This is a genomic window from Streptomyces vastus, assembly GCF_039532825.1.
Classification (GTDB): Bacteria; Actinomycetota; Actinomycetes; order Streptomycetales; family Streptomycetaceae; genus Streptomyces; species Streptomyces vastus.
In genome coordinates, this window is record NZ_BAAASJ010000099.1 from 144890 (window position 1) to 167404 (window position 22515).

General features: G+C 66.3%; 18 protein-coding genes. 11 read left to right on the plus strand and 7 right to left on the minus strand.

The genetic code is table 11. From position 1 onward, the window contains the following. Positions 1-22: 22 nt before the first annotated feature. Together ABD357_RS32230 and ABD357_RS32235 are read right to left on the minus strand one after the other, a co-directional pair. Positions 23-1105 (minus strand): inositol-3-phosphate synthase, encoded by a 1083-nt coding sequence (locus ABD357_RS32230; RefSeq protein ID WP_344394557.1) that lies wholly within the window; start codon positions 1103-1105, stop codon positions 23-25. A 44-nt stretch (positions 1106-1149) separates the two neighbouring features. Then, entirely contained in the window at positions 1150-1833 is a 684-nt protein-coding gene (locus tag ABD357_RS32235) for a PadR family transcriptional regulator (RefSeq protein WP_344394558.1), read from the minus strand. A 375-nt stretch (positions 1834-2208) separates the two neighbouring features. Here ABD357_RS32235 and ABD357_RS32240 point away from each other — a divergent pair, with 375 nt between their 5' ends. Both ABD357_RS32240 and ABD357_RS32245 read left to right on the plus strand, forming a co-directional pair. Further along, positions 2209-4938: a transglycosylase domain-containing protein gene (locus tag ABD357_RS32240; RefSeq protein ID WP_344394559.1), complete on the plus strand. Its 2730-nt coding sequence runs from the start codon at positions 2209-2211 to the stop codon at positions 4936-4938. Between the two features lie 172 nt (positions 4939-5110). Beyond that, positions 5111-6625 carry a glycosyltransferase family 87 protein gene (locus tag ABD357_RS32245; RefSeq protein ID WP_344394560.1) on the plus strand — a complete coding sequence of 505 codons (1515 nt, stop codon included), beginning with the start codon at positions 5111-5113 and terminating at the stop codon, positions 6623-6625. A gap of 78 nt (positions 6626-6703) precedes the next feature. On the opposite strand, the gene ABD357_RS32250 is transcribed toward ABD357_RS32245, so the two are convergent. The 3 genes from ABD357_RS32250 to ABD357_RS32260 form a co-directional block, all read right to left on the minus strand. Continuing rightward, on the minus strand, positions 6704-7735 hold the full coding sequence (locus tag ABD357_RS32250) for an alanine racemase (protein ID WP_344394561.1): 1032 nt from the start codon (positions 7733-7735) through the stop codon (positions 6704-6706). Between the two features lie 65 nt (positions 7736-7800). Beyond that, the gene (gene femX, locus ABD357_RS32255; protein WP_328770340.1) at positions 7801-8922 is read right to left on the minus strand and encodes a peptidoglycan bridge formation glycyltransferase FemX; all 1122 of its coding nucleotides are present in this window, start codon (positions 8920-8922) and stop codon (positions 7801-7803) included. Positions 8923-9131: 209 nt separating this feature from the next. Beyond that, positions 9132-9446, minus strand: coding sequence for a hypothetical protein (locus ABD357_RS32260; RefSeq protein WP_344394562.1), 315 nt, complete (start codon positions 9444-9446; stop codon positions 9132-9134). A 274-nt stretch (positions 9447-9720) separates the two neighbouring features. On the opposite strand from ABD357_RS32260, the gene rpsF reads away from it, so the two are divergent. From rpsF to rplI, 4 genes are all read left to right on the plus strand, one after another. Continuing rightward, positions 9721-10011, plus strand: a complete 291-nt coding sequence (rpsF, locus tag ABD357_RS32265; protein WP_033321285.1) for a 30S ribosomal protein S6 — start codon at positions 9721-9723, stop codon at positions 10009-10011. Positions 10012-10089: 78 nt separating this feature from the next. Then, on the plus strand, positions 10090-10689 hold the full coding sequence (locus ABD357_RS32270) for a single-stranded DNA-binding protein (RefSeq protein ID WP_344394564.1): 600 nt from the start codon (positions 10090-10092) through the stop codon (positions 10687-10689). Positions 10690-10734: 45 nt separating this feature from the next. Next, positions 10735-10971, plus strand: a complete 237-nt coding sequence (gene rpsR, locus ABD357_RS32275; protein ID WP_003949403.1) for a 30S ribosomal protein S18 — start codon at positions 10735-10737, stop codon at positions 10969-10971. Between the two features lie 18 nt (positions 10972-10989). Continuing rightward, positions 10990-11436, plus strand: coding sequence for a 50S ribosomal protein L9 (gene rplI / locus ABD357_RS32280; protein ID WP_165342781.1), 447 nt, complete (start codon positions 10990-10992; stop codon positions 11434-11436). A 238-nt stretch (positions 11437-11674) separates the two neighbouring features. Here rplI and ABD357_RS32285 read toward each other — a convergent pair whose 3' ends face one another. Continuing rightward, entirely contained in the window at positions 11675-13027 is a 1353-nt protein-coding gene (locus tag ABD357_RS32285; RefSeq protein ID WP_344394701.1) for an MATE family efflux transporter, read from the minus strand. A gap of 444 nt (positions 13028-13471) precedes the next feature. Between ABD357_RS32285 and dnaB the strand changes: the two genes are divergently transcribed. The 5 genes from dnaB to ABD357_RS32310 all read left to right on the plus strand — a co-directional run bounded on the left by dnaB (position 13472) and on the right by ABD357_RS32310 (position 21784). Next, the gene (gene dnaB / locus ABD357_RS32290; RefSeq protein WP_344394566.1) at positions 13472-14944 is read left to right on the plus strand and encodes a replicative DNA helicase; all 1473 of its coding nucleotides are present in this window, start codon (positions 13472-13474) and stop codon (positions 14942-14944) included. A gap of 198 nt (positions 14945-15142) precedes the next feature. Beyond that, entirely contained in the window at positions 15143-15850 is a 708-nt protein-coding gene (locus ABD357_RS32295; protein WP_344394568.1) for a TnsA-like heteromeric transposase endonuclease subunit, read from the plus strand. Then, positions 15847-17970, plus strand: coding sequence for a helix-turn-helix domain-containing protein (locus tag ABD357_RS32300; RefSeq protein WP_344394569.1), 2124 nt, complete (start codon positions 15847-15849; stop codon positions 17968-17970). Before ABD357_RS32295 ends, ABD357_RS32300 begins: the two co-directional genes overlap by 4 nt. Further along, a complete protein-coding gene (locus tag ABD357_RS32305; RefSeq protein WP_344394570.1) occupies positions 17967-19085 on the plus strand; it encodes an ATP-binding protein in 1119 nt (372 codons plus the stop codon). Before ABD357_RS32300 ends, ABD357_RS32305 begins: the two co-directional genes overlap by 4 nt. Beyond that, positions 19082-21784, plus strand: a complete 2703-nt coding sequence (locus ABD357_RS32310; protein ID WP_344394571.1) for a TniQ family protein — start codon at positions 19082-19084, stop codon at positions 21782-21784. Before ABD357_RS32305 ends, ABD357_RS32310 begins: the two co-directional genes overlap by 4 nt. On the opposite strand, the gene def is transcribed toward ABD357_RS32310, so the two are convergent. Continuing rightward, positions 21759-22421 (minus strand): peptide deformylase, encoded by a 663-nt coding sequence (def, locus tag ABD357_RS32315; RefSeq protein WP_344394572.1) that lies wholly within the window; start codon positions 22419-22421, stop codon positions 21759-21761. The genes ABD357_RS32310 and def overlap by 26 nt on opposite strands. Positions 22422-22515 lie beyond the last annotated feature (94 nt).

Genomic DNA, 22515 nt, shown 5'->3' on the forward strand with positions numbered 1-22515 from the left:
CAACAGCTCATGGATCAAGCGCTTAGCGCTCGACCTCGCCGCTGATGAACTTCTCGACGTTCTCGCGGGCCTCGTCGTCGTAGTACTGGACCGGCGGGGACTTCATGAAGTAGCTCGATGCCGAGAGGATCGGGCCGCCGATGCCGCGGTCCTTGGCGATCTTCGCGGCGCGCAGGGCGTCGATGATGACACCCGCGGAGTTCGGGGAGTCCCAGACCTCGAGCTTGTACTCCAGGTTCAGCGGGACGTCACCGAAGGCGCGGCCCTCGAGACGGACGTACGCCCACTTGCGGTCGTCCAGCCAGGCCACGTAGTCGGACGGGCCGATGTGAACGTTGTCCGCACCCATGTCGCGGTCGCGGATCTGGGAGGTGACGGCCTGGGTCTTTGAGATCTTCTTCGACTCCAGGCGGTCACGCTCGAGCATGTTCTTGAAGTCCATGTTGCCGCCGACGTTCAGCTGCATCGTGCGGTCCAGGATCACACCCCGGTCCTCGAACAGCCTTGCCATCACGCGGTGCGTGATCGTGGCGCCGACCTGCGACTTGATGTCGTCACCGACGATCGGGACACCGGCCTCGGTGAACTTGTCCGCCCACTCCTTGGTGCCCGCGATGAAGACCGGAAGGGCGTTGACGAAGGCGACCTTGGCGTCGATGGCGCACTGGGCGTAGAACTTCGCAGCATCCTCGGACCCCACCGGCAGGTAGCAGACGAGGACGTCGACCTCCTTGTCCTTGAGGACCTGGACGACGTCGACCGGGGCCTCGGCGGACTCCTCGATGGTCTCGCGGTAGTACCTGCCGAGCCCGTCCAGGGTGTGGCCGCGCTGCACGGGCACACCGGAGTTCGGGACGTCGCAGATCTTGATGGTGTTGTTCTCGCTGGCACCGATGGCGTCCGCGAGGTCGAGGCCGACCTTTTTGGAGTCGACGTCGAAGGCAGCCACGAACTCGATGTCACTGACGTGGTAGTCGCCGAACTGGACGTGCATCAGACCCGGGACCTTGGCGGCCGGGTCGGCGTCCTTGTAGTACTCGACGCCCTGGACCAGCGAGGCGGCGCAGTTGCCCACGCCGACGATGGCTACGCGAACCGAACCCATTCCGGTTGCTCCCTGTGTGTACTCGGTGAAGCCCTGAGCGGACTTCACGTGTCGGTGTCGTCGGACGGATCCGGCCAGGAGGTGTCCCCGTGCCGGGGCAGGCCGCCCGACTCTCCAGATGTGCTGTCCTGCTGAGCGGAGCCGTCCGCGGCGGGACGCCGCTGGTCCCGTCCGGCCCGCTCGCTCTCGATGAGCTCGTTCAGCCAGCGCACTTCGCGCTCCACGGACTCCATCCCGTGTCGCTGGAGCTCAAGGGTGTAGTCGTCGAGGCGCTCCCGGGTGCGCGCCAGGGAGGCGCGCATCTTCTCCAGGCGCTCCTCGAGACGACTGCGGCGGCCTTCGAGGACCCGCATACGTACATCCCGCGACGTCTGCCCGAAGAAGGCGAAACGAGCGGCGAAGTGCTCGTCCTCGTACGCGTCGGGACCCGTCTGCGAGAGCAGTTCCTCGAAGTGCTCCTTACCTTCCGCCGTCAACCGATAGACGATCTTGGCGCGGCGCCCCGCGAGTGGAGCGGCAGGTGCTTCATCGCGGGCACCTCCCGATTCCTCGATCAACCAGCCGTTGGCGACCAGCGTCTTGAGGCAGGGGTAGAGCGTCCCGTAGCTGAAGGCTCGGAACACGCCCAGTGAGGTATTGAGCCGTTTACGCAGCTCATAGCCGTGCATCGGGGACTCGCGGAGCAGGCCGAGTACGGCGAACTCGAGGATCCCGGAACGCCGGCTCATCGTCGCCTCCTCTCTGCAGCAGTCTTGCCGTGACGGTCGTTATGCCGAGCTGATGTATCGACTCGATACATCAGCACGATAGAACGGCCATCCGTATGCGACAAGAGGGGGCATGGTGAACGGCGTCACATCACCGGTTCGTGGGACACAGGTTGCCTGTTTTGGGGTGAACCTCGGCCCTCGGTGGGTTTTGCCGGTGCGTAGTCTGTGCGCCATGCACATCACCGGGAACCAAGTGACGTTTGGGGACGTCCTCGTCCTCGGTGCAGTACGGGTGAATGACAGAACGACCACATCCGTACTTCGGGGGGACCGGGAAACCAGCCGCCGTTTCCAGGCGCGCAAAGGTGCGCCTGCCCGAGGAGTAACCGTTCGATGAGCGAGCACCGTCGCAAACCGCCGCAGCCGCAAGGCGGCGGACGTGCCGCAGCCCGACGCGGCCTTACCGGCTCGTCCTCCGGCCGCCGCGCGGCACCGCGAGGCGCCACCGGGTCTCCTTCCGCCTCCTATGGATCCGGCGGTGAGGAACGGCCGTACGGTGGCCGTGCAGAGGCCCGGAGGGCTGCCCAGAGAAGTACCAGCAGCGGCGGCCGGCGCAGAGCGGCCGACGGCGCGGGACGTGGCGGCTACGGTGGTGGCGGCCACCGAGGCGGTCCCGGCGGTCCCGGCGGGCCGAACGGGCCCGGGCGTGGCAGGGGCCGCGGCGCCGAGCCGCCCAGGAAGCGCCTCATCGACTATCCGCGCGCGGGCAAGTACGGGTGGCACCGTTGGGTGCCCTCTTGGAGGCTTGTCTCTGGGCTGTGCATCGGCTTCTTCGGCAGCCTCGTGGCCATTGCGGGCATCGCGTACGCCATGGTGAGCGTTCCGAACGTCGCCGAGGCCGCGACAGCGCAGAACAACGTCTACTACTGGTCTGACGGCACCGAGATGGTCGCCACGGGTGGGGAGACGAACCGCCAGATCATCAACCTTTCCCAGATTCCCAAAGCGATGCAGAACGCCGTCATCTCCCAGGAGAACAAGACCTTCTACGGCGACAGCGGCATCGACCCGAAGGGCATCACCCGCGCCGTACTCAACATGGCCCGGGGCGGCGAGACGCAGGGCGGTTCCACGATCACCCAGCAGTACGTCAAGAACGCGATGCTGGCTGATCAGTCGCAGACGATCTCGCGGAAGTTCAAAGAGATCTTCGTCTCTGTGAAGGTGGGTGCCACCGAACCCAAGGACAAGATCCTCGAGGGCTACCTGAACACCGGCTACTACGGTCGCGGCGCCTACGGAATTCAGGCAGCGGCACGCGCTTACTTCAACAAGGATGCCGTCAAGCTGAACCCGGGCGAATGCGCCTTCCTGTCGGCGACGCTCAAGGGCGCCACCTACTATGACCCAGCGGGTTCGACCTCCATCGACCCGGCCGCCACGCCCGATGAAAACAAGAAGCGGGCCCGGAGGCAGATGCAGGACACACTCGACAAAATGGTCGAGTACGGTCACCTGTCGGCATCGGAGCGAGAGAAGTACAAGAAGCTCCCCAAGACCGAGAACCCGCGGTCGAATGCCCAGCTGAGCGGCCAGACCGGCTACCTCGTCGACCTCGCCAAGGCGTACATCGTCAACAACAGCAAGGACACCGGGATCACCGCCGACGACCTCCAGCGAGGCGGCTACGAGATCCACACGACCTTCGACAAGAAGATGGTCAACCAGCTCGAAGACGCGGTGAAGAAGGTCCAGAAGGAGAACATCAAGCCGGGCGAGCGACCCAAGACAGATACGCACGTCCAGTTCGGCGGAGCCTCCGTGGACCCGAAGGACGGCGCCATCAAGGCCATCTACGGTGGCGAGGACGCGACGAAGCACTTCACCAACAATGCCGACCAGACCGGCGCCCAGGTCGGTTCGACGTTCAAGCCGTTCGTGCTGGCGTCCGCCATGCAGTGGGGCAAGCGGAACCCCGACCTCGGGCCGGACCAGGCACAGGACGAGCGGACCAAGGTCTCCCCCAAGAGCTTCTACAGCGGCAAGAACAAGCTCAAGATCGAGGACTACGACGGCAGCGTCTGGCAGGACAACAAGGGCAAGGTGTGGCTCCAGAGGAACGACGGTGATGAGTCCTACAACGCCCCGAGCTACCGGATCGACCTCCGCGAGGCGATGAGGGTCTCGGCGAACTCCGCCTACGTGCAGCTCGGCATGGACGTAGGCCTGGACAAGGTCAAGGAGTCAGCGCTCAACGCAGGCGTTCTGGAGGGCAGTCTGGCCAGCGCGAACTACCCGTCCTTCTCGCTCGGCACATCCGACCCCAGCGCGATCCGTATGGCAGGCGCGTACGCCACCTTCGCGGCCAGCGGCAAGCAGAACGATCCGTACTCGGTCAAGGAGATCGAAAACAAGGACGGAACGGTATTCAGGCACGCGGACGTCGCCAAGACCAAAACGGCTTTCACCTCCCAGGTCGCCGACAACGTCACCGACGTGCTGAAGACCGTTGTGGACGACGGCACCGGCACCGCGGCCAAGCTCGACGACCGCGAGGTGGCGGGCAAGACCGGTACCACCGACGGCAACAAGTCCGCCTGGTTCGTCGGCTACACCCCGCAGCTCTCGACCGCGGTCTCCATGTACCGCATGGATGACAACGAGAACAGCAAGAAGCGTGAGTTCCTGGAGATGTTCGGGACGGGTGGCCAGAAGAAGATCCACGGCGCCTCGTTCCCGGCCGAGATCTGGCACGACTACATGGACGACGCGCTCAAGGGCAAGCCTGCGGAGGAGTTCCCGACGCCCGAACCCATCGGTGAGGTCGTCAACGACATTCCGACCCCGACCCCGACGCCCTCGCTCCCCGAGCCCGAGCCCGAGGACGAGACCCCGACGCCGACCCCGACGCCTAGTGAGCCGACGACGAGTCCTTCGCCCTCGCCGAGCAACACCTGCGACCCCTTCGACTTCGAGTGCAACAACACCGGTGGAGAGGGCAACGGTGGTGGTAATAACGGCGGGGTCGACGGAGGCGTGAGCGCTTCGCCGACGGAGTCCGATCCCCCCGGCAACAACGGCGGTAACGACAACGGCGGCCTCTTCGGAGGAGGCACCGGATAGCCGTCACTGTATGTGTTTCACGTGAAACACGCTGTTTCACGTGAAACACGGGCCGCCGCACCGATCAGGGTGCGGCGGCCCTTGTCATACAAAGGGCCGAAGGCCGTCAGCCAGGCGACCAGCCACGGACACGGCGACTGGCCCCAGCACACTCTCAGCTACGTACGGCAGGATGGTCGGCATGCCCAGTGCAGAGACGAAGCGCGCGAGCTCGCATGAGCCGGAGCCGGTACGGCCGACCAAAGAGGACGCGGTCGCCGCAACCGGCAGCGAGCTGATCGGTGGCCCCATCGGGCGCCGCGCGCTGCTCGGGACGTCCTGGTGGACCCCTGTACGTGTCATCGCGCTCGTCGCGATCGGCATGTTCGCCCTCGGCATGGTGCAGAAGCTGCCGTGCTACGACGGCGCCTGGTTCTTCGGGGCCAGCTCGCAGTACACGCACGCGTGCTACTCAGACATCCCGCATCTCTACCAGGGCCGCGGCTTCGCCGAGGGGCTCGTGCCGTACTTCGACAAACTCAGCGGCGATATGGAGTACCTCGAATACCCGGTGCTGACCGGCGTGTTCATGGAGGTCGCCTCCTGGCTGACACCGGGCAGCGGCAGCATCCAGGACCAGGCAAACGTCTATTGGATGGTCAACGCCGGGATGCTGATGGTGTGCGCCGCGGTCATCGCCGTTTGTGTGACCCGCACCCACCGCCGGCGGCCCTGGGACGGTCTGCTGGTCGCCCTCGCACCCGCCTTCGCGCTCACCGCCACCGTCAACTGGGACCTGCTGGCCGTCGCCCTGACGGCCGCCGCGATGCTGATGTGGGCGCGGAGCCGCCCGTTCGCCTTCGGCGTCCTTCTGGGCCTTGCCACGGCCGCCAAGCTTTATCCCTTCCTGCTCCTCGGGCCGCTTCTCGTGCTGTGCTGGCGTGCTGGCAGATGGCGGGAGTTCGGCACCGCGCTGCGCGGTGCAGCGGGCGCCTGGCTGGTCGTGAACCTCCCGGTGATGCTGCTCGCCCGAGAGGGCTGGTCGAAGTTCTACACATTCAGCCAGGAGCGCGGCGTCGACTTCGGTTCGTTCTGGCTTGTCCTGTCTCATCGCATGGACAGCCCGCCCACCACCGACACTGTCAACACACTCGCCATGGTGCTGATGCTGCTCTCCTGCCTGGGGGTAGCTGGACTCGCACTGACCGCCCCGCGCAGGCCGCGCTTCGCCCAACTCGCCTTTCTGGTCGTCGCGGCGTTCATCCTCACCAACAAGGTCTATTCACCGCAGTACGTGCTGTGGCTGGTCCCCCTCGCCGCGCTGGCCCGCCCCAAGTGGCGGGACTTCCTGATCTGGCAGGCGTGCGAGGTCGCGTATTTCCTCGGGATCTGGATGTACCTCGCGTACACGACCAGTGGCGACGCTCACAAGGGACTGCCGACCGACGGCTATCACGTCGTCATCCTCGTCCACCTGTTGGGGACGCTCTACCTGTGTGCCGTCGTCGTACGCGACATTCTCGTGCCGGAACGGGACGTGGTACGCCGGTCCGGAGGCGACGATCCGTCGGGCGGGGTACTCGATGGCGCGGAGGACGCCTTCGTGCTGGGAGCCGCGGCCCATCCGCCGCAGCATGCGGCGCACTTCGGCGGGCCGCATGTGGAGTGGGGCAGCCGGGGGCCGTCGGCGGGCGGCGGTTCGCCCTGAGCGAACAGGACGTAGGGAAGCTACACAAAAGGCCGTACGCGGAGTCCGTGTACGGCCTCTTCGCTGAGATTCGGGCGGTCAGCGCTCGACGATCCGGTCGAACTGCGTGGTGGTGTGCCGCAGATGGGCCACCAGTTCCTCGCCGACCTTCGGTTCCGGGGCGTCTGAAGGTACGAAAAGGATCGAGACCTGCATGTGCGGAGGCTCCGCGAACCAGCGCTGCTTGCCGCCCCAGACGAACGGCGAGAGGTTCCGGTTGACCGTGGCGAGGCCGGCCCGGGCGACGCCCTTGGCGCGCGGCATGACGCCGTGCAGGGCCTTCGGCGCCTCCAGGCCCACACCGTGCGAGGTACCGCCCGCCACGACCACCAGCCAGCCGTCAGAGGCGGCCTTCTGCTGGCGGTAGCCGAAGCGGTCGCCCTTGGCGACGGGGGTGACGTCCAGGACGGCTCCGCGGTACTCCGTCGCCTCGTGGTCCCCAAGCCACAGCCGTGTACCGATGCGGGCGCGGAAACGCGTCTGCGGGAACTGCTGCTGCAGACGGGCGAGTTCCTCGGCCTGCAGATGGCTGACGAACATGGTGTGCAGCGGCAGCCGGGCCGCGCGCAGCCGGTCCATCCAGCCGATGACCTCCTCGACGGCGTCGGAGCCGTCGGTGCGGTCCAGCGGCAGGTGGATCGCGAAGCCCTCCAGCCGCACGTTCTCTATGGCGGCGTGGAGCTGAGGCAGGTCGTGCTCGCTCACACCGTGCCGCTTCATCGAGGACATGACCTCGATGACGACGCGGGCGCCCACGAGGCCGTAGACCCCGTCGGTCGACGACACGGAGCGGATCACGCGATCAGGCAGCGGCACGGGCTCCTCGCCCCGCCGGAACGGCGTCAGCACCAGCAGGTCTCCGCCGAACCAGTCCTTGATCCGGGCGGCCTCGTACGTCGTGCCGACGGCCAGGATGCCCGAGCCCAGCCGAGTGGCCTCGTCCGCCAGCCGCTCATGGCCGAAGCCGTAGCCATTGCCCTTGCACACAGGGACGAGTCCGGGGAACTGCTCGGACACCTGCTTGTGGTGCGCCCGCCAGCGTGCGGTGTCGACGTAGAGCGTGAGCGCCATGGCCGGACCTGGAACCTTTCTCGTGGCTGCGGTGTATCAGAGGTATGAAGGCAAATTCTGATGCGTCAGCGGCGGGACATGTAGATGTCGAGCGCCTTGTGGAGCAGCTTGTTGAGCGGGAAGTCCCACTCGCCGAGGTATTCGGCGGCTTGCCCGCCCGTGCCCACCTTGAACTGGATGAGGCCGAAGAGGTGGTCGGTCTCGTCCAGCGAGTCGGAGATGCCCCGCAGGTCATAGACCGTGGCACCGAGCGCGTAGGCGTCGCGCAGCATGCGCCACTGCATCGCGTTCGAGGGCCGGACCTCACGCCCGATATTGTCCGAGGCACCGTACGAGTACCAGACATGCCCGCCCACGACCAGCATCGTCGCGGCGGACAGATTCACACCGTTGTGCCGGGCGAAATAGAGCCGCATGCGGTTGGGGTCCTCGTTGTTGAGGGCCGTCCACATGCGCTGGAAGTACGAGAGTGGGCGGGGCCGGAAGTGGTCGCGTACGGCTGTGATCTCGTAGAGGCGCTGCCACTCCTCGAGGTCCTGGTAGCCGCCCTGGACGACCTCGACGCCCGCCTTCTCGGCCTTCTTGATGTTGCGCCGCCACAACTGGTTGAAGCCCTTGTGTACGTCCTCCAACGACCGGTTGGCGAGCGGTACTTGAAAGACATAGCGGGGTTGTACGTCGCCGAAGCCGGCCCCGCCGTCCTCGCCCTGCTGCCAGCCCATGCGACGCAGCCGGTCGGCGACCTCGAAAGCGCGCGGCTCGATGAAATCGGCTTCGATGTCGCGCAGCCGCTTCACGTCCGGATCCTGGATGCCCTTCTTGATCGAAGCAGCCTCCCAGCGCCGGATGATGACCGGTGGGCCCATCTTTACGGAGAAGGCGCCCTGCTGCTTGAGATGGGCGAGCATCGGATCCAGCCACTCGGTCAGATTTGGCGCGAACCAGTTGATGACCGGGCCTTCGGGCAGATAGGCGAGGTAGCGCTTGATCTTGGGCAGCTGCCGGTACAGCACGAGGCCCGCCCCGACCATTTCGCCTGTCCTGTCGTCGAACCAGCCGAGATTCTCGGCGCGCCACTCCGCCTTGACATCTGCCCAGGCCGGGACCTGCATGTGGCTCGCCGCGGGCAGGCTCTGGATGTATGCCAGATGCTGCTCTCGACTGATAGTCCTCAGGGTCAGGCTCATACGGGGCGCTCCTCGGGCTGGTGTGTCCCCATGGGTACAGGGGCTCCGGCTCTCGCGCCGAAGCCTACTGCGCCCTGCGAGCGCCTCGTCTGGCCCTACGGAACCTCGATCCGTGCCATACCCGACAGGGAGGCGCAGAAGGAGTGCTGGGCCCTTGAGCCGGGAGTGGGAAGGCCGTTCCCCGACGCCCCCGTCCGTCGGGGAATCGCTCAGCCGATGACCCCGCCGAAAAGACCGCCGTGCGCCATGCCGAGCATGAAGCCGACACCCGCCGCACCGAGACCCAGAATCAGACCGAAGCGCTGCCGGGTCGTCTCGGAGACGAACTGTCCGGCCGCTCCCGTGATGATCCCCACCAGCCCTGTCCAGGAGCTGATCAGATGCAGGTGGTGGAACATCGCCGTGATGATGGATGCCGCCCCGAGCACCAGTGTCACGGCGAGCAGTGTGACCTGGAGCGGGTGGGGCTTGTGATCGGTCGCGAACAGGGATCCGGCGATGTTGGGTCGCAATGTCTGTGCCATAGGGCACCTCCTGCGGAAAGCGGCGCATCGTAGCGCCATGCACACCCGATGTGTACAGATTGGCGGCCTCCACCCCCGGATTTCAACCGGAAGCCGGAGTCCGGGTAGTCTGTACCGTCTGCACCGGTGTCTGTCCAGGCCATGACGCGACTCCCACTCAGTTCACTGGGTGGCGGGTCCGATTGTCAGTGGTGGCCGATACCGTTGCGTACGCATCACAACCCTCCTGCCACGGAACGACCGTGGCCGCCGAGTCCAAAGGAGGTGGGTTCACATGCGTCACTACGAGGTGATGGTCATCCTCGACCCCGATCTCGAGGAGCGCGCTGTCTCCCCGCTGATCGAGAACTTCCTCTCCGTTGTCCGTGAGGGCAACGGAAAGGTGGAGAAGGTCGACACCTGGGGCCGTCGTCGTCTCGCGTACGAGATCAAGAAGAAGCCCGAGGGCATCTACTCGGTCATCGACCTGCAGGCCGAGCCTGCGGTCGTCAAGGAGCTCGACCGCCAGATGAACCTGAACGAGTCGGTCCTCCGGACCAAGGTCCTTCGCCCCGAGATGCACTGAGCTCTCCCGCTCAGTTGATCTCGGGCATCGAGTAGCAGCACAAGCAGCCAGCAGCAAACCCGCCGAGAGGTTCCCCCAATGGCAGGCGAGACCGTCATCACGGTCGTCGGCAATCTTGTCGACGACCCCGAGCTGCGCTTCACCCCTTCCGGTGCGGCGGTCGCGAAGTTCCGTGTCGCGTCCACTCCCCGCACCTTCGACCGTCAGACCAATGAATGGAAGGACGGCGAGAGCCTGTTCCTGACGTGCTCGGTCTGGCGTCAGGCGGCGGAGAACGTCGCCGAGTCGCTCCAGCGAGGCATGCGCGTCATCGTGCAGGGCCGGCTGAAGCAGCGGTCCTACGAGGACCGTGAGGGCGTCAAGCGCACGGTCTACGAACTCGACGTCGACGAGGTCGGCGCGAGCCTGCGTAGCGCCACGGCCAAGGTCACCAAGACCACCGGCCGAGGCGGCCAGGGTGCTTACGGCGGCGGCGGTGGCGGCGGCCAGCAGGGCGGCGGCTGGGGCTCAGGTCCCGGTGGCGGTCAGCAGCAGGGCGGCGGCGCTCCCGCCGACGATCCCTGGGCGACCGGTGCGCCGGCCGGCGGCGGCCAGCAGGGCGGCGGCGGTGGCGGCTGGGGCGGAAGCTCCGGCGGCTCCGGCTCCGGCGGCGGCTACTCGGACGAGCCCCCCTTCTGAGGGCGGGTTCGCACCCACACTTCTTGATCACACAGGAGATACACCATGGCGAAGCCGCCTGTGCGCAAGCCGAAGAAGAAGGTCTGCGCTTTCTGCAAGGACAAGGTCACGTACGTGGACTACAAGGACACGAACATGCTGCGGAAGTTCATTTCCGACCGTGGCAAGATCCGTGCCCGCCGCGTGACCGGCAACTGCACGCAGCACCAGCGTGACGTCGCCACGGCCGTCAAGAACAGCCGTGAGATGGCGCTGCTGCCCTACACCTCCACCGCGCGATAAGGGAAGGGTGACCGACACATGAAGATCATCCTCACCCACGAGGTCTCCGGCCTCGGCGCCGCGGGCGACGTCGTCGACGTCAAGGACGGTTACGCCCGCAACTACCTGATCCCGCGGAACTTCGCGATCCGCTGGACCAAGGGCGGCGAGAAGGACGTCGAGCAGATCCGTCGTGCTCGCAAGATCCATGAGATCCAGACCATCGAGCAGGCCAACGAGATCAAGGCCCGTCTCGAGGGCGTCAAGGTTCGCCTGGCCGTCCGCTCGGGCGACGCCGGTCGGCTCTTCGGTTCTGTCACCCCGGCCGACATCGCCTCGGCGATCAAGGCTTCCGGTGGCCCCGAGGTCGACAAGCGCCGCATTGAGCTGGGTGCGCCGATCAAGACGCTGGGCGCCCATGAGACGTCCGTGCGTCTGCACCCCGAGGTTGCTGCCAAGGTCAACATCGAGGTCGTCGCTGCCTAAGCGCCGCGCTCGCTGAAGCAGTGCAGTGTGGGGCCGTGCCTTTCGGGGCGCGGCCCCACATGCTTGCCCCCTCGCCTGACGGCCGGATCTCTTGGCGGCCGACGTCTTGGCGGCGAGGACGCATGTAGGGCATGTTTCACGTGAAACCGTGTGCATCGCCCCGAGTTGGTCCGCCGTTTCACGTGAAACAAGCGAGCTTGGTTGCGGTGGGCCTCACTCGGTGCAGGATCGGCGTTGCTCAGCGCGTGGCACCTGTGACGATCCAGCGACCCGAGCGGGAGCGCAGCCACAGGGTCAGCATTCGCATAGCCATCATCAGGGTCATTGCTCCCCACAGCGCCGTCAGGCCGCCGCCGAGAACAGGTACGAGTAGGGCGGCGGGCGTGAAGATGGCGAGCGTCACGAGCATCGCCCGTGCCAAGTAAGGGCCGTCTCCGGCACCCATCAGGACGCCGTCGAGTACGTAGACGATGCCGCAGACCGGCTGAGAGATGGCCACCACGATGAGAGCGGGCAGTGCCGCGTCCTTGACCATCGAGTCACTGGTGAAGAGCGGGACGAAGAGCGGCCGGGTGACGATCACCAGCACACCGAGTACGACGCCGACCGCGATGCCCCACTCCACCATGCGCCGACAGGCCTCACGGGCGCGTTGGGCGTCACCCGCGCCTAGGTGCCGGCCGATGATCGCCTGACCGGCGATGGCGATCGCGTCCAGGGCGAAGGCAAGTAGATTCCACAGTCCCAGGATGATCTGGTGTGCGGCGATGTCCGCGTCACCGAGCCGGGCCGCCACGCCGGTGGCGATTACCAGGATGGCCCGCAGCGAGAGCGTACGTATCAGCAGAGGCGCTCCGGCCTGGGCGCAGGCGCGTATCCCGGCGGCGTCCGGCCGCAGCGGCGCGCCGTGCTTTCGTGCTCCACGGACGACGACGGCGAGATACACCGCGGCCATACCGCACTGGGCGATGACGGTGCCCCAGGCGGAGCCGGCGATGCCGAGGTCAGCGCCGTAGACGAGGCTGACGTTGAGGGCTCCATTGGCGATGAAGCCCGCGATGGCGACGTACAGCGGTGTCTTTGTGTCCTGCAGTCCGCGGAGGACTCCGGAGGCGGCGAGAACAACGAGCATCGCGGGGATGCCGAGCGCTGAGATCCGCAGATACGTGGTGGCGTAGGGAGTGGCGGTGTCCGAGGCGCCGAAGAGTTCCACCAGGGCGGGGGCCGTCGGTACGACGACGGCGATGATGGCTGCCCCCAGCAGGAGCGCGAGCCAGATGCCGTCCATGCCCTGACGGATCGCGGCCTGCAGATCGCCCGCGCCGACGCGGCGCGCGACGGCAGCTGTGGTGGCATACGCCAGGAATACGAAGATGCTGACGGCTGTGGTGAGGAGGGCAGAGGCGACACCGAGACCGGCGAGTTGCGGAGTGCCGAGATGGCCGACGATGGCGCTGTCAGCCATGAGGAAGAGAGGCTCGACAACGAGTGCGCCGAAGGCCGGAACGGCCAGCGCGACGATCTCTCGGTCGTGCCGACGCCGGGCGGCCTTGGGTGCCGCGGAAGCCTGTGTCATGCACATCAATCTAATCTTCCACAGGTAAGTGGCGCAATGACTGTGTGGGCCTTACTTCTCCTTCCAGGGAAAGTGTCGTTGCGAGGTGTTCGTAACGATCTTGGTTCTACTGTGGAAGTTTTTCTTCTACACAGCCGGTGGACGGGATATGTGCAGGTCAGAGCGGATGTGGAAATCGGGGCGCGGGTTTGTTCACAGGCCTGTCCACCGAGTCGTGCACAGGTTTTGCGAGGTTCTCCACAGCATCAGGGCGGTCGTCCACATGGCCTGTGGATAACCAGATTGGCTGACGGTGCCCGCAGGCCTAACGTGGTCCGGCGCCCTGCTCCTCTTCCGACCTCGGAAACCTCGCAAAACCGACGCATGAGAACCGGAGTTGGGCCTCTCATTTGTCAGTGCCGTGCCGTAGAAAGATGAGGCACGGCTAGGTCCGCTCGGCGGACGGGAGGAGGTGGCTCGGTGAGTATTTCCGAGCCCTTGGACGACCCGTGGGCCGACAGCGGTCCCAGTGATCGTCTGCCCGCCTCCCGTCGGCGTGAAGGTGGCAGAGGTCGCGACGAGCAACACGATCGTGGTCGGGACAACGGGGTCTGGGACGGCGGAGGTTCGTCCTTCGAGCGTGTGCCGCCGCAGGATCTGGACGCCGAGCAGTCCGTCCTCGGCGGCATGCTGCTGTCCAAGGACGCCATTGCCGATGTCGTCGAGTTGCTCAAGGGACACGACTTCTACCGACCGGCGCACGAAACCATCTACAGCGCGATCCTCGACCTCTACGCGAAGGGTGAGCCGGCCGACCCGATCACGATCGCCGCCGAGCTCACCAAGCGCGGCGAGATCACCAAGGTCGGCGGCGTTTCGTATCTGCACGGCCTCGTTCAGACGGTCCCGACGGCGGCGAACGCCGAGTACTACGCAGAGATCGTTCATGAGCGTGCTGTGCTGCGTCGCCTGGTGGAGGCCGGTACGCGCATCACGCAGATGGGGTACGCGGCCGACGGTGACGTCGACGAGATCGTCAACAGCGCCCAGGCCGAGATCTACGCGGTCACCGAGCAGCGCACCACGGAGGACTATCTGCCGCTCGGCGACATCATGGAAGGTGCGCTCGACGAGATCGAGGCGATCGGTTCGCGCTCGGGGGAGATGACCGGTGTGCCGACCGGCTTCACCGATCTCGACCAGCTCACAAATGGTCTGCACCCGGGTCAGATGATCATCATCGCGGCGCGTCCTGCCATGGGTAAGTCCACGCTGGCGCTGGACTTCGCGCGGACCTGCTCGATCAAGCACAACATGCCGAGTGTGATCTTCTCGCTCGAAATGGGCCGTAACGAGATCGCGATGCGTCTGCTGTCCGCGGAAGCGCGTGTGGCTCTGCATCACATGCGTTCGGGCACGATGACCGACGAGGACTGGACCCGGCTCGCGCGCCGGATGCCGGATGTTTCGGCCGCTCCCCTCTACATCGACGACTCACCGAACCTGTCGATGATGGAAATCCGCGCCAAGTGCCGTCGACTCAAGCAGCGCAGCGACCTGAAACTAGTGGTCATCGACTATCTGCAGCTGATGCAGTCGGGCGGTTCCAAGCGGGCCGAGAGCCGACAGCAGGAGGTCTCCGACATGTCGCGGAACCTGAAGCTTCTGGCCAAGGAGCTGGAGCTTCCGGTCATCGCGCTGTCGCAGCTGAACCGTGGCCCCGAGCAGCGTACGGACAAGAAGCCCATGGTCTCCGACCTGCGTGAATCCGGGTCGATCGAGCAGGACGCGGACATGGTGATCCTGCTGCACCGCGAGGACGCGTACGAGAAGGAGTCTCCGCGCGCGGGTGAGGCGGACATCATCGTGGGCAAGCACCGTAACGGTCCAACGGCGACGATCACGGTCGCCTTCCAGGGCCACTATTCGCGCTTTGTGGATATGCAGGCCTGAGCCTGACCCTCCATGTAGGGTCTCAAATTTCGTGTCGGAATCTCAGGGCTGAAGTCGGATCAGAGTCGGATGTGACACGGATCTGAGACTTGCAGGTCGTGACCATCACTCGTCTGGGTGAAGCCGTGGCTGTGTGCCCCCGTCGGCGTGTCGGCGGGGGCACCGTGCTGTGGACGGCAGTCCGACCTGGGGGTGGGCATGGAGGCAGAGGTCAGCTTCCGCAGGCAGGACGGTGGAGTTGAGGACCGGCCCTGGCGATCTGTGGCGGCGGTATCGCTCCAGTCGGCCGTCCCATGGCGGACTTTCCGCTGGTACAAGGGCCAGAAGCACTACTCCGGCGTCTACTGGGCGGCGACGGTCCGGGATCACGTGATCTACGAGTCGCGTCTGGAGCTCACGCGGCTCTTGTTCGCCGACTTCGACCCTTCGGTACGCGGCATCGTGGCCCAGCCGTTCCTGTTGAATGCTGTGGTGGAGGGTACGGTCCGCAAGCACATCCCGGACTACCTCCTGATCACCGAGGACGGCCCGGTCGTCGTGGACGTCAAGCCGCGTCGGAGATTGTCGAATCCGGTGGTGGCCTTCACGTTCGCGTGGACCCGGAGGGCGGTGGAGTCGCGCGGGTGGCGCTACGAGGTCTGGGGCGAGCCGGCGGAGACGGAGTTGGACAACATCCGCTTCCTGGCTGGGTACCGCCGCGATTGGCTGTTCAACCCCGAGCTCCTTGAGGAGGTTCGCCGCGCCAACCTGGACGGTGTCGCGCTGGGGGAAGCTGCCCGGCGTGTTCCCGGCCGCGCGGAGGCGCGGGTGCGGGCCGCGCTCCACCACCTGCTGTGGAGGCACGAGCTGCGCATAGATCTCACGCGCCCGCTGCGGCCCTCGACGGTGCTGGGGAGCCCGGCATGAGCGGGGCCGGTACGCGGGTCGGTGTCGGAACGCGCTTCCTCTACGACGGCGAGGCCGTCGAGGTGGTCGAGTTGGCTGCGACGACGGCGGGCAACGAGGTAGTTCTGAAGGACAGCCGCGGCCGCGTCCAGCGCCTGTCGCTGAAGGAGTTGCTCTTCTCCGACCGCGCACGTGTACTCCCCGATGGCCCTGGCCCTTCGGGAGCAGATGCCGACGAGGTCGCCTCGGTGGTCTTGGACCAGCTCAACGGCGAAGAGCGAGAGCTGACGGCCGAGCGGGCCGGCCACATGCGGGAAGTGCTGACGGGCTACCGGTCGGGCAGCCCGGAGTTGGTAGTCGATGGTGAGCCGCGGGACGAGTACACCCCGGCCGCGCCGATGGAAGCCAAGAAGACGGCCAAGGCGGCTGAACTCGGCGTCACCGTCCGTACCATCGAGCGGTGGCTCGCGGCGTTTCGCGACCAGGGCGAGGCCGGGCTGGCGCCCAGGAAGGGCCATGCCGACGGTCCGGCCGCGTCGGCGGACCGGCGATGGGTGGAGACCGCTCTGGAGGTGATGGCCGAGCACGTCGATAAGTCGCGGCCGTCACGGACCATGGTGATCGAGCGGACGCGGGCCCGGGTGATCGCGCGGTTCGGTCCGGAAGTGGTGCCGCAGCCGAGCCGGGCGACGGCGTTTCGGATCTTGGAGGATCTGGAGCGTCGGCATCCTCTGTTCCGGCTGAGCACGAAGCGGAACCGGGACATCGCCGACCGGCCGGAAGGCCCCTACGGGAAGCTGCGGCCGACGAGGCCGGGCGAGTACTTGTTGATGGACTCCACTCGGTTGGACGTGTTCGCGTTCGATCCGCTCACACTGCGGTGGGTGCAGGCTGAGCTGAGTGTCGGTATGGACTGGTACACCCGCTGCATCACCGGGGTGAGGGTGACGCCGGTCTCCACGAAGGCCGTGGACGTCGCGTCGGTGCTCTTCGAGTCCTTCCGTCCCCGGCCGTTCAGCGAGAGCTGGCCGCGAGGGGCGGTCTGGCCCGAGCACGGCATTCCGCGCACCGCGCTGGTCGACGTCGCTGTCGAGGGGGTGGGCCTGGCATCGCCGCCGATCGCGCCGGAAACGCTGGTGGTCGACCACGGCAAGGTCTATGTCTCGGACCATCTCAGCAGCGTCTGTCGGCGCATGGGCATCTCGATCCAGCCTGCCCGGTTGCGGACCGGTCGGGACAAGGGGCCGGTGGAGCGGTTCTTCCGCACCCTGCGGGAGGACCTGCTGCAGGCCCTGCCCGGCTACAAGGGCCCGGACATCCACTCTCGCGGCGAGGACCCGGAAGGGGAGGCGTTCTTCTTCCTCGACGAGCTGGAGGAGATCATCCGGGAGTGGACCGCGACGGTCTACCACTGTCGGCCGCACTCCAGCCTGGTCGACCCAGGCCTGCCCGGGCTGCGGATGTCCCCGGCCCAGATGTTCGAACACGGCATGGCCCGCGCCGGATACATCGAGGTCCCCCGGGACCGCGATCTCGCCTTCGAGTTCCTGCCCACGAAGTGGCGCACGATCCAGCACTACGGTGTTGAGATCGGCCGCCGCCGCTACAGCGGCCCGGGCCTGCCTGATCCCGGCATCCGCAGTCCCTACGACGGCCCGGTGAAGAACGGCTGGCCGTTCCAGATCGACCCTGACGACATCACCCGCATCTACTTCCGCGACTTTGATCATCATTGGCAGACGCTGACGTGGGAACACGCGCCGTCGGCGCGGATGCCGCTGAGCGAGGACGCGCTGGCCTTCGCCCGGCAACTGGCCGCCACGAAATACCGCTACCCCGACGACCGGCTTGCCGTCGCCGACCTGCTGGAACGCTGGAACCTTGGGCTGGGCACCACGCTTGCCGAGCGGCGCATGGCCCTGCGGCTCTCCCGCGAACAGGCCGCCATCGACCTCCCGGACACCGAGCAGGAGGCGGTCGTCTCTCTTCCGTCCGTACGCGAAGCCCTGGGCCAGGACGACAGGCCGGCAGAGACCGACGTCCAGGAGCCAGTGGCTGAGACGGGCGATGACGACGAGGCCGACCTCGAAGACCTCGCCCAGGAGAGCGACTTCTACGCGGACGCCCTGGAGGACGTGTGAGTACGGCCAGTCTGCCGAACCTGGGCAACCTGGCCCTGTCGCGGAAGGAAGACTTCAAAGCGTTCGCCGAGGCTGCCCGCCGCGACCAGCCCGAGGTGCTGACCCGCCCTCAGCTGAACGCCCTGAGCGAGCCGGCGAGAGTCGATTACGACCGTCGACGGCGTGACTGGCACGCGAACCTCGGCCCGATCAAGACACCCCAACTGGCCGAACTGCACGATGACTTGTGGGACATCGTCGACAGCAACCTGCAGGACGGGGACAAGGCCAAGGGAGCGGTGGCCGTCGACGCCTTCCCCGGTCTGGGGAAAACCACCTCGGTGCTGGCTTTCGCTCGGGAGTTCCACTGCAGGGAGATCGCCGAGCAGGGAGAGTTCACCGCGGCCGGCCATGAACGCTGGCCCGTCTGCAGGGTCGGACTCACCGGCAACACCGGCATGAAGGACCTCAACCGGGCCCTGGTGGAGTTCTTCGGGCACCCCGGCCGCATCCGCGGAACCACCGCCCAGCTCGGCCAGCAGGCCCTGGACTGCGTTCTGTCCTGCGAGGTCCGTCTCCTGGTACTTGATGATCTGCACTTCTTGAAATGGGGCAAGACGAACGGCATCGAGGTCAGCAACCACCTCAAGTGGATCGCCAACGAGTTCCCCGTGACCCTGGTGATGATCGGCGTCGGTCTCGCGGGGAAAGGCCTGTTCAGCGAAGGAGACAGGCAGAGTGATGCGGCCTTGGCCCAGACGGGCCGTCGCACCACCCGGCTGGGCATGCCTCCCTTCACCATCAAGAACGAGAAGGGGCGGCGGGCCTGGCGGCAGATGCTGCTGGCCCTCGAACAGCGCGTTGTTCTCGCGGACAAGTACCCCGGCATGCTCGCCGATGACCTGTCCGACGACCTCTTCGCCCGCAGCACCGGGCACATCGGGTCACTCATGACACTGATCAACCGCGGATGTCAGCGGGCCGTCCGCAGCGGCGCCGAACGCCTCAGCCGCGATCTGCTCGCCGGAGTGAAGAACGACGAGGCCTCCGAAAACGCCCGCCAGGAGCTCGAAGCCGCCCTGCAGACAGGACGCTTGACCAGCCGCCCTCGGCCCAGCCGCAGGAAAGCGGCATGACAGCCGCACCGAGGACACTGCCACTCAGACTGCAGCCCGTTCCAGGAGAAGCCCTCGACTCCTGGCTGGAAGCCCTGGCCCACCGGCATCACAGCCCGCTTGGGAACCTCCTGGAAGCCCTCGGTCTGCCTTCACCCACAGTCCAGCAAGCCCCGCAGGGCCCCAGCCCAACGGACCGGACGATCATGCTGCGGCCGCATGAGGTCTCGGCCATCACGCACGCGACAGGCGTCGAGCCGGCGCAGATCACCCGCATGACGCTCGCCCATTTCCACGGCAAGGCCCTCCTTTTGAGGGAGCACCAGCCCCGCGTCAACCGCCACGTTCTATGGGGCCGTGCCTCAGGATCACGGTTCTGCCCCGACTGCCTTGCCTCCTCCGGCGGGCGGTGGCAGCTGACCTGGCGCCTCGGATGGTCCTTCGCCTGCGTCCATCACCTGCGACTCCTCGCCGACACCTGTCCCTGCTGCGGCAACACACAACGAGACCGTCCCCATCAGCGCACGGAGATCCCCCACCCTGGACGCTGCCGAAGAGTGCGGAATCGTGAACCGGATGATCGCCGCCCAGCCCGCTGCGGTCACGACCTCACCGACGTCCCCACGCTCACGCTGCCTGCCGGGCACTTCGCTCTGCGAGCGCAGAGCCTGATCCTGGACGCCATCACCTCCGGAGTCGCCCGGTTCGGCGTCTATGCGAGATCACCTCAACCAGTGGCCGTTGCTCTGGCTGACGTCCGCACGGTCGCGAGCCGCCTTCTGGCCACCGCCAACCCCGGAAAACTGTCGTCCGTACTCCCCGCGGACCTGATCGAAGAGCACCTGGCCGTTCCCCGCGGCCGCCGCATGGCGCTCAAGCGACCGGGCTTCATGGCACCTCCCACCGCGGCCAGCACTGCCGTTGCGATCACAGCCGCCCTGAAAGCCCTGATCGAACCGGACATCCAGCAGGCGGGCAGCATCATGCGTGACCTCCTCCAGGCGATGGAACGAGAAGACCGGGCAGCTATCGCGAGCGACATCTACCACTGGGGAAAGGACTCCAGCCCCTTCCTGCACGCCGTCCATCTCGCGGCCCTCGGCCCGTCCATGCGGCCCAGCCATCAACTCCGACACCGGACGATCAGCGATTTCCCCGCCCGTCCCGCATCGGGAAGCCAGCTCACGGCACGGCGGCTGCACAAAGTGCCCACCATGTTCTGGCCGGCTTGGACCCTCCGCCTCACCCCCGCCTCCGGCGTCAGCCACACCGCGCTGCAGCCGACTCTGTCGAGTGCCCTCCTCATCATCGGCAGCAAATCAGAACGGGATGACGCCGCCGGCCAGCTCGGCTCGGCCACCGACAAGGCGACCATCTCCCGGATCCTGCAAGTCCTGCAGGACGATCACTGCTGGCCCGACATCCACAGAGCACTCGATCGCCTGGCCGGCTACCTGGACGACCACAACACACCGATCGACTACGAGCGCCGTCGCAACCTCAACTACCGGCATCTCCTGCCGCACGAGCAATGGCTCGACATCCGACAACGGTTGAAGATCACCACAGGTGGTGAACGACAATGGCGCATCACACGCTGCGTCCTCTTCCAGCGGATCAGCGGCCTCCCGGTGGAAGCCGACGCTCCCATCGCGCCCGGTGACACCCACTTCCGCGTCGAGCTCGGGAGCTTCCCTGCCCGTCAGACCCCCGAACTCGCCTACGAACTCGACAATGCAGCCCGGATGTTCCTCGCCAGGCAGGGCATCGACAACGAGCCGGTCTCATGGGAGCCGCCCCTCGATCTCTTGCACGGCCTGACGCTGCCAGGCCCTGACCCCGCAGAGATCAACATCGGAAGTCTGCATCGGCTGATCCGCGCCGGGCGGCCTTCTTTGGAACCGGTGGCGGCGAGACTCGGAACCACCTACGACACTGTCCGGCACGTACTCCAGGAGCATCCGGCACCCCGGACACGCATCGCAGCCCCCTCCAAGCACGCAGCTCGACAAGCCCTCTCCGCCACAGAGTTCACCCGCCTCTACCAACACGAACGACTCTCGATCCATCAGATCTCCGAGTTGACGGGGTTCAGCCGGGGCACGCTCACAGCTCTCGCAACCGAGTACGGAATCACCCTGCGTCCTGCTGGAAGCCAGCCGCGTCACCAGATAGTCGACCGAGACTGGCTGCACGAGCAGTACGTCGTCCAGCGACGAACCCTGCCCGACCTGGCCCGGGAACGAGGCGTCAGCAAGGCCACCATGCGCACATGGGCACGACTGCACCAGATCCCCATGCGACCCCCCGGAGGGGCAAGCCATGACACCGCGCTTCGCACAACCCACCTCGCCGAGTCAGCACCGGCCATCCTCAGACCAGCACTGACCAGCGCATACGCATGTGAGCGACTTCTCAGATTCGCTCAGGCAATCGAGCACCCCACCCTCCGCTCCGCCGCGAGTCTCCTCGGATGTTCCGAGGAGACTCTGTCCCGCCAGATCCGCCGCTTGGAGAGTGATCTCGGAGGGCCGCTGCTGGAGCCCTTCGAACCCGAGCACTCGGTGAACCTGACCGGTCTCGGGAACGAGGTCATGAGCGCCCTTCGGCGGCTTCGCCCTGGAGAACTACTCGATTTGGCCGAGCAGAGGCCGGGCGGCAGATCAGCTCTGCCTCCATCGGAACTGCCGAGGCTCACCGGCCCAAACTGGCAGCCTTGAGCGCGCGTTGCGCGAAGACGTCCTCACGGCGGTCTTCCATCTGCCGCAATGCATCCTTGCGGTCCCGCTTGGAGAGCCGGTCAAGATACGTGTGGCCGACGAGGTGATCGGTCTCATGCTGCAGACACCGGGCGAAGTAACCCATCCCCTCGATGACGAGAGGCTTGCCGTCCTTGTCGAACCCGCGAGCTACGGCACGATCGGTGCGAGGAACCGCCATGGCGGCACCGGGCACGGACAGGCAGCCCTCGAATTCGTCAACGAGTCGCCGACTCCTCGGATCGGGCAGGTCCAGAACAGGGTTGATGATGTGACCGACATGCCGGATTCCATAGTCGTCCGGGCAGTCGTACACGAATAGGCGCAGGTCAACGCCAACCTGGTTGGCGGCCAGGCCAGCACCGTCGGCCACATACATGGTCAGGAACATGTCGTCGATTAACGCCGACAACTCCGGAGTCCCGAACTCGGTCACCTCCCGGCACGGACGGCTCAGTACCTCCTCACCCACCACCGTGACCCTGCGAACCGAACCCCGCCCCGCCTCTGGCGGCAGAGCTGGATAGGCGTCCACCGGGCGGCCTTGCACACGGACTCGTCGGTCGACGGAACGCGACCGCTCGTGACGAACAGACATGGATGTCTCCCTTTTGCGCACGCCACAGATGCCGCGGAGGTCACCGCAGCTGATGCCTTCAGCAGGACTACTGCTTGCCAAGCTCTTTGCAAAG